Below are 7,444 nucleotides of genomic sequence, written 5' to 3' on the forward strand. Positions count from 1 at the left end.
GTGCAGTTGTTGGATACTATTAATAAAATACAGGTCAGACAATTAGCTAGACCTATATTTAAGTAATTATGAGTGAAAAGTTAAAAGTTATGAAGCATACTAACTCCTAACTCCGAACCACTAACCCTTAACTCCTCACTCCTAACTCCTAACCCCTAACTCCTAACCCCTAACCCCTAACCCCTAACTCCTAACCCCTAACCCCTAACCCCTAACCCCTAACCCCTAACTCCTAACCCCTAACCCCTAACCCCTAACTCCTAACTCAAGAGCCAATTTACTTAGTGCCCATTTGTGCGGCGACTTCTTCAGCAAAGTTGCTTTCTTGCTTTTCAATGCCTTCACCGAGCACATAGCGAACAAAGCGACGCACTTCGATGTCTTCCCCTACTTGAGCCTTTACTTGCTTCACCAAGTCTTCGACAGAGATACTTTGGTCGCGAATGTAAGGCTGATCCATCAAAGCCATTTCTTTCAGGCGTTTTTCAATTCGTCCCTGAACAATCTTTTCTTTGATGTTTTCTGGTTTGTTACCTAAGTCATCGCGTCCCATTTCGATGTCTTTTTCTTTTTGGGCAACTTCTGGGGGGACTTCGCTGACGTTGACATACTCAACGTTGGGACAAGCAGCAACTTGCATAGCGATGTTACGTCCCAAGTTTTGAAACTCTTCTCGACCTGACGGTGCATCAGTTTTGGTGTTTAGTTCAACCAATACTCCCACACGACCACCAGTGTGAATGTAGCTGTCTACGATGCCTTGTGTGCCTTCAAGAGTAAACTTGACGAAGCGACGCACCTGCATATTTTCGCCTAGTTTGGCGATCGCTTGCTTGATGAATTCTTCGACTGTCACACTTTTATCTTCGATGTAAGGTTGAGCCAGCAAAGACTCAACATTCTCAGCGCTTGCTGCTTGCTGCGCTAAGTTCTTTACAAGGCTTTTAAAAGCCTCGTTACGGGCGACAAAATCTGTTTGACAGTTGACTTCTAATAGCACACCAACCCCACCACCAGGTTGAATATAGGTGTCTACTAGACCTTCTGCCGCGATGCGATCGCTTTTTTTACCCGCCGTAGCGATGCCTTTTTGTCGCAACCAATCGATGGATTTTTCCATGTCTCCATCGTTTTCTTTCAACGCCTTTTTGCAGTCCATCATGCCTGCACCGGTTTTTTGGCGTAATTCTTGGACGACTTTTGCAGATATTTCCGCCATGTTGCCTCAATTCCTACAAGACTTACAGTTGTAATCGCTCACGGGTGTTTAGTATTTCTATCTTACTCGGCGCAGGGGTACAAAACCCCTACGCTCTTGCGGGAAAAATCCGTCTCCAGAAGGTGGGTTTACCCCACCCGTAGATGTCTGGTCCGAAAAACCCGCTCCTACGATTCTTCTTCCCCTTCATCGGGAATTACGGAGTCAGTATACTCGGTTTCGTCGTATTCTTCGTCATACTCACCACCGTCGTAATCTTCATCTTCGTATTCTGCATCCAACTGACCGTGACGACCTTCATAAATGGCATCTGCCAATTTACCGACTATCAGTTTGATAGACCTGATCGCATCATCATTTGCTGGAATCGGAATATCTACTACATCTGGGTCACAGTTTGTATCCAACATGGACACAATCGGAATCGAGAGTTTTTGGCATTCTTGAACTGCGTTATACTCGCGCTTTTGATCGACAATTACCACAATATCTGGCACTTTTCGCATTGATTTAATGCCCCCCAAATATTTCTGGAGCTTTGCCATTTCCCGACGCAGCATTGAGGCTTCTTTTTTGGGCAATAAATCCAAGGCTCCGTTTTCTTCGCGACGTTCCAAATCTTTGAGCCGGTCTACCCGTGTTTTGATTGTCGTCCAGTTAGTCAGCATTCCGCCTAACCAGCGCTGGTTGATGTAATGGGAACCACAACGAGCTGCTTCTTGAGCGATGATTCCGGCTGCTTGGCGTTTTGTGCCCACAAAGAGGAATTTCTTGCCTTGTTCTGCTTGCGATCGCATATAGCTGTAAGCATCTTCCATCAACTGTGCCGTTTGCACCAAGTCGATGATATGTACTCCATTACGCGAAGTGTAAATGTAAGGAGACATTTTCGGGTTCCAACGTCGGGTCTGATGCCCAAAGTGAACCCCAGACTCCATCATCTGAGCCAATGAAACAACTGGCATATATTTTTAACTCCGATTCGGGTTAAACCTCCATCCAGGCGTATTTCCCTAATTGGAAACACCCGAATTCCCAGATGTGCGAGATTAGACAACCCTTCTAGCATATCAGAAAAAATTGCCAATTTTCAAATAAAAACTTTTTAGGTGTTTATCCTGTTTTTTATTTACAGGCGATGAAAGTAAGCTCAGTGTTTAAGTAAGGACATATGTCTTTTAATTGATGTATGACATACTACCCAGGCGGTAAATGAAACAACCACCATTGCCTGCAAATGAGCAGGATAGGCTTAAGGCACTAGAACGATATCAAATTCTTGATACCGATCCGGAATTAGCATTTGATGATTTGACTAGTTTGGCAGCACATATTTGCGACACTCCCATTGCCTTAGTCAGTCTAGTAGATAGCGATCGCCAATGGTTTAAGTCAAGAGTTGGTTTAGAAGCAATAGAAACTCCTAGGGAATTGGCTTTTTGCGCTCATACTATATGTCAGCCAGATCAAATGCTGATTGTGCCAAATGCGCTACAAGACGATCGTTTTGCCGCTAACCCGCTGGTGACAGCCGATCCCAATATTCGATTTTATGCCGGCGCACCCCTGGTTACACCTGATGGTTTTGCTCTCGGCACCCTTTGCGCTATTGACCGTATACCACGAGAACTCGACCCCCAAAAGATTGCAGCTTTACAGGCTCTTAGTCGTCAAGTAATCAGCCAGCTAGAACTAAGAATTAATATAGCCAAATTAAAACAAAATATTAGTAAGCGAGTGCAAATAGAACAAAATCTTCGCGGGAATAATCAGCGGTTAACCCAAGTTTTAAAGAAGTTGCGGCAAACTCAAGTCCAACTGATTCAAAGTGAAAAAATGTCCAGCTTGGGTCATTTAATTGCTGGTATAGCTCACGAAATTAATAATCCTGTAAATTTTATTTATGGTAATCTCAGCCACGTTAATATTTACATTAAAGACTTACTGAATCTGCTAACTCTTTATCAAGAATACTACCCAAATCCGAATGATGAAATTAAACTTCAAGCGACAACAATAGATGTAGATTTTTTAATGGAAGATTTGCAGAAGATTTTATCTTCTATGAAAATCGGTACTGAGCGGATTAAAGAAATTGTTTTATCTTTACGCAATTTTTCTCGATTAGGTGAATCAGAAAAGAAATTTGTCGATCTGCATGAAGGAATTGAAAACACGTTATTAATTTTGCGACATCGACTTCTGGCTACAGCAGAGTATCCGAATATTGCAATTATTAAAGAATATCACGACATTCCCCAGGTAGAATGCTATGCATCACAAATGAATCAAGTATTTATGAATATCTTGAGCAATGCTATAGATGCGCTGGAAGAGTCAGTTATAAAAACACAAAATCCAAAACCAAAGATTAGAATTCGTACTGAAATTTCTCGACCTAATTATGTAGTGATAAAAATTGCTGATAACGGTGTGGGTATTCCTAAAGAAATTCAAACACGCATATTTGACCCGTTTTTCACTAGTAAACCAGTCGGAAAGGGTACAGGTTTAGGACTGTCAATCAGCTATCAAATTGTGGTTGATAAGCATGTCGGTACACTCAAATACAAAACAAAAATAAATAATGGCACTGAGTTTTGGATTGAAATTCCTGTTAAGTAGGTTGGGTGTTATTTGATAGTTGATAGTTGTTGGTTACTAATATTTTATACTAACTAAGTAGGCGAAATTAAACCTGCAATAGGCTGTATTTCGTAGTGAGCAGTAAACCGCTCAGTTAAAGGGTTTTAAGCACTGAAGTGCTTACTACAAACCACTAATATTTTGGTGCGGAAGTTCATCGTAAGCTGCATAAACTCCTTTGACGTTATACCAATTTAGAAAAATTCTGGCTATTTCTAAAGCTAATTGAGGTTTACCTAAATTAATTAGCCATTGCAAAAAGGGAGCCATTGTGCGTTCGTTAAGTGTGCCGTTGAGTGAGAGAATTCCCCAAAGTAAGCGATGCAACCAAGTCATTTGAATCATCATTCTGACTTCCCAGGTTGGATGCTTTTGATAAAATAAAACTCCCATGCGTCCGCGTTGAATTTCTTTGTCAATTAAACTCTTAATTTGCTCTAAGTTAAATGGTGGATGCCAATGATAACCGACTGCTTCTGGACATTTAATCAATTTTAAACCCAGTTGTTTAAGTCTTACACCTAATTCTAAGTCTTCCCAACCATAGAGTTGAAAACGAGTGTCAAATAGTCCAGATTTTTCTAACCAATGTTTGGGAATGGCAACATTACCTGTAGCAAAAAATGCCGCAGAAAAATCGGTGATTTTATAAGGTTCGGCAGTGGGGTTGTCAAAATTGCAAGTGTTAATTACTGCACCGTAAGTAAAGAAGCGATCGCTTCCTAATTTCTCTCGTCCCTCTATTAATGCCGTCTCATGAGCTTGCAAAAAATTCTCAAGTACTACTAAATCACTATCAATAAAGATAATTATGTCACCTTTTGCCTGTTCTACTCCTAAATTGCGAGCAGCAGCAGGTCCTGCGTGGTTTTGTTGAAAAACTCGCACATGAGGAAACTCGCTTTGGTTTGCTTCCAACCATGACAATGTGCTATCACTAGAACCGTCATCCACCAAGACAACTTCGTAACCTTGTAGAGACGCTACATGTAGCGTCTCTACATGTAGCGTCTCTACATCACTCAGTTTCTGCAATTCTAAGGCTTTGAGGCACTTTTCTAAAATCGGCTGGCGATTGTAAGTTGGAATAACAACGCTAAAAAACACGACTAAACCCACAACACTATGTATCTATCTCCAAGATAGGACATCAGGGGGTCTGAGACTGTTCCTGATAAAAATGCTTATGAATATCGTGATAATGCGATCGCGTTGACACAGCGTTTAGTTAAACTATTTATAGATTTTCTAAATAATTAAAACACTATCTATATTTATGTTGACAAAATACATAAAAGGTGCAATGCATTAAGCTAAATATAAGATTTTGTCAATCGCTCTTTTTCTCTCCACTGCATAGACGTTGCATCGTCTTGTCTTCAAGCAGTGGCGATCGCTCTATAATTTTTTATTATGAAAGTAAAAGCTGTCGTTACCAACGGTTAAGCGTTGCTTATACTATAGAAGTTTTCGTGACCAACGCACAAGTTTTCGTGACCAACGTTAAAGTTGTCGTGACCAACGTTGAAGCTGTGGTTACTAACGCACAAGTTTTCGTGACCAACGCTGAAGTTGTGGTTACTAATACCATTTATGTATGAAGATGCGCTTAATTAGCCTGCGTAGGCAGGTTTTGTACGCGCAATGCCGCAAGTTCACTCGTCGGGTTCTTAAGCGCAACCTCACAAAGAATTGGTATAAGGTTGAAGTTGTCGTAACGACACCAGAAACCCCGACGATTAAAATCGCGGCATTGCGCGTACAAAGTCCGCCTGCGCGGACTAATATGAATACAGAAAGAACTAATTCTAGCCCACGAAGGTGGGCTTCGTTTATATAGCCGCGATTTTAATCGTCAGGGCTTTTGGCTCCCCCTACAACTTCTTTAAAACCTCTGGTGTAAAGGGATTCTTCCCAGCTTGCAAATCTTTCACCCAAGCTTCCCGTTGTTTCTTTGTCTCAGCGTCATCAGTTGATTCGATAAATACCTGAAAGTCCTCAATTGCACCTTGAAAATTACCAGTTAGCGCTCTTGCTAAACCGCGACTATCGCGGATATTAGCATCATTAGGTGCAAGTTTCACTGCTTTTTCACAAGCATCGTTAATTACATTCTTGACATAACCTTGTAAGCTAGCTTGCCGGCACAAACTATTCTCAGATTTAGCTAGGTTTTCTTTTGTTGGTTTTAAGTTTTCAATCTTTTTATAAACTGCTTGTGCTTTGTTATATTCATCCTGCTTTAATTGTTCTTCGGCTTCGTCAATTAAAGCGGCTATGTAAAAGTCTTGGGCTACTTTTTCGGGGTTATTTTCTACAACATCAATGTCTGGATTGATATCTACCTTGGGTTTGAGTTTTTGCGCTTGTTTAAACTTGGCAACTGCATCATTAATATCACCAAGTCTTGCAAGTTGTTTGCCTTGAGCAATAAATCCTTTGCTGGTGAAGTCTTTGGCAACAGCTTGGATGTTAGTTTGCACGTCACCAGGGGTATCTGTGTCGAGGTCAATTTTGGCATCTAGTTTCTGTGCTTGTTTAAACTTGGCAACTGCACCATCAAAATTACCTTGTGTGGCTAAGTCTTTACCTTGTTTAACTAACGCTTCACTGACAAGTTTTTTGGCAACAGTTTGGGGGTTAGTTTGCACACCTTCAGTATTATCATCAAGGTCAATTTTGGCGTTTAGTTGCTGTGCTTGTTTCAACTTGGCTATTGCACCGTCAACATCACCTTTATCTGCTATTTCTCCGGCTTGTTTAATTAAAGCTTGACTGACAAGTTCTTTGGCAACTTTTTCGGGTTCGTTCTGCACACCATCGGTATCTGTGTCGAAGTCAATTTTGACGTTTCGTTGCTTTGCTTGTTGAAACTTGGTTATTGCACCATCAAAATCACCTTTATCTGCTAACTTTCTACCTTCAAACTCCAAGCGGAGAGAATCAGTTTTGACTTCTGGATTAATGTCTAATTTTGAGTCCCATTTTTTAGCTGTTTTGAACTTGGCAAGGGCATCTTCAAAATTACCATTTCTGGCGGAAGTTTCTCCGGCTGTCACCATGAATGGGGTTGCTGCCAATAAAATATCGGGATTTTGTTCTTGACAAAATGTCAGTGGTTCTAAAGCCTCTGGATGGGTAATCAGATAAGCTTTGAGCTTCTGACAACTCAGCGAAAGTAAATTATCTAAATCGAAGTACCAGATTTTGATGGTGTTGTCGTAACTTCCAGAAGCTACAGTTTTGCCATCACTGCTAAATGCGACGCTAGTTACAGATGAGGAATGTCCAGTTAAGGTGCGAATTACTTTGCCGGTGGAGATATCCCAGATTTTGATGGTGTTGTCGTAACTTCCAGAAGCTACAGTTTTGCCATCACTGCTAAATGCGACGCTAGTTACATATGAGGAATGTCCAGTTAAAGTGCGAATTACTTTGCCGGTGGAGATATCCCAGATTTTGATGGTGTTGTCGTAACTTCCAGAAGCTACAGTTTTGCCATCACTGCTAAATGCGACGCTAGTTACAGATGAGGAATGTCCAGTTAAGGTGCGAATTACTTTGCCGGTGGAGATATCC

The 7,444-nt window shown here is 41.2% G+C and carries 5 protein-coding genes; 1 reads left to right on the top strand and 4 read right to left on the bottom strand.

From position 1 onward, the window contains the following. Positions 1–277 precede the first annotated feature (277 nt). Together tsf and rpsB are read right to left on the bottom strand one after the other, a co-directional pair. The gene (tsf, locus tag OGM63_RS13805) at positions 278–1,219 is read right to left on the bottom strand and encodes a translation elongation factor Ts (protein WP_263746155.1); all 942 of its coding nucleotides are present in this window, start codon (positions 1,217–1,219) and stop codon (positions 278–280) included. Positions 1,220–1,386: 167 nt separating this feature from the next. Next, on the bottom strand, positions 1,387–2,184 hold the full coding sequence (rpsB, locus tag OGM63_RS13810) for a 30S ribosomal protein S2 (protein WP_263746156.1): 798 nt from the start codon (positions 2,182–2,184) through the stop codon (positions 1,387–1,389). A 247-nt stretch (positions 2,185–2,431) separates the two neighbouring features. On the opposite strand from rpsB, the gene OGM63_RS13815 reads away from it, so the two are divergent. Beyond that, the gene (locus OGM63_RS13815) at positions 2,432–3,844 is read left to right on the top strand and encodes a GAF domain-containing sensor histidine kinase (RefSeq protein ID WP_318528458.1); all 1,413 of its coding nucleotides are present in this window, start codon (positions 2,432–2,434) and stop codon (positions 3,842–3,844) included. 144 nt (positions 3,845–3,988) lie between these two features. Here the strand turns inward: OGM63_RS13815 and OGM63_RS13820 are convergent, their stop codons facing one another. Both OGM63_RS13820 and OGM63_RS13825 read right to left on the bottom strand, forming a co-directional pair. After that, positions 3,989–4,972 carry a glycosyltransferase family 2 protein gene (locus tag OGM63_RS13820; protein ID WP_263746157.1) on the bottom strand — a complete coding sequence of 328 codons (984 nt, stop codon included), beginning with the start codon at positions 4,970–4,972 and terminating at the stop codon, positions 3,989–3,991. Between the two features lie 767 nt (positions 4,973–5,739). Then, positions 5,740–7,444, bottom strand: a 1,705-nt coding sequence (locus tag OGM63_RS13825; protein WP_445974558.1) for a WD40 repeat domain-containing protein, incomplete at its 5' end; no start/stop codon positions are given.

It is taken from the genome of Plectonema radiosum NIES-515, from assembly GCF_025753815.1.
Classification (GTDB): domain Bacteria; phylum Cyanobacteriota; class Cyanobacteriia; order Cyanobacteriales; family Nostocaceae; genus Hassallia; species Hassallia radiosum_A.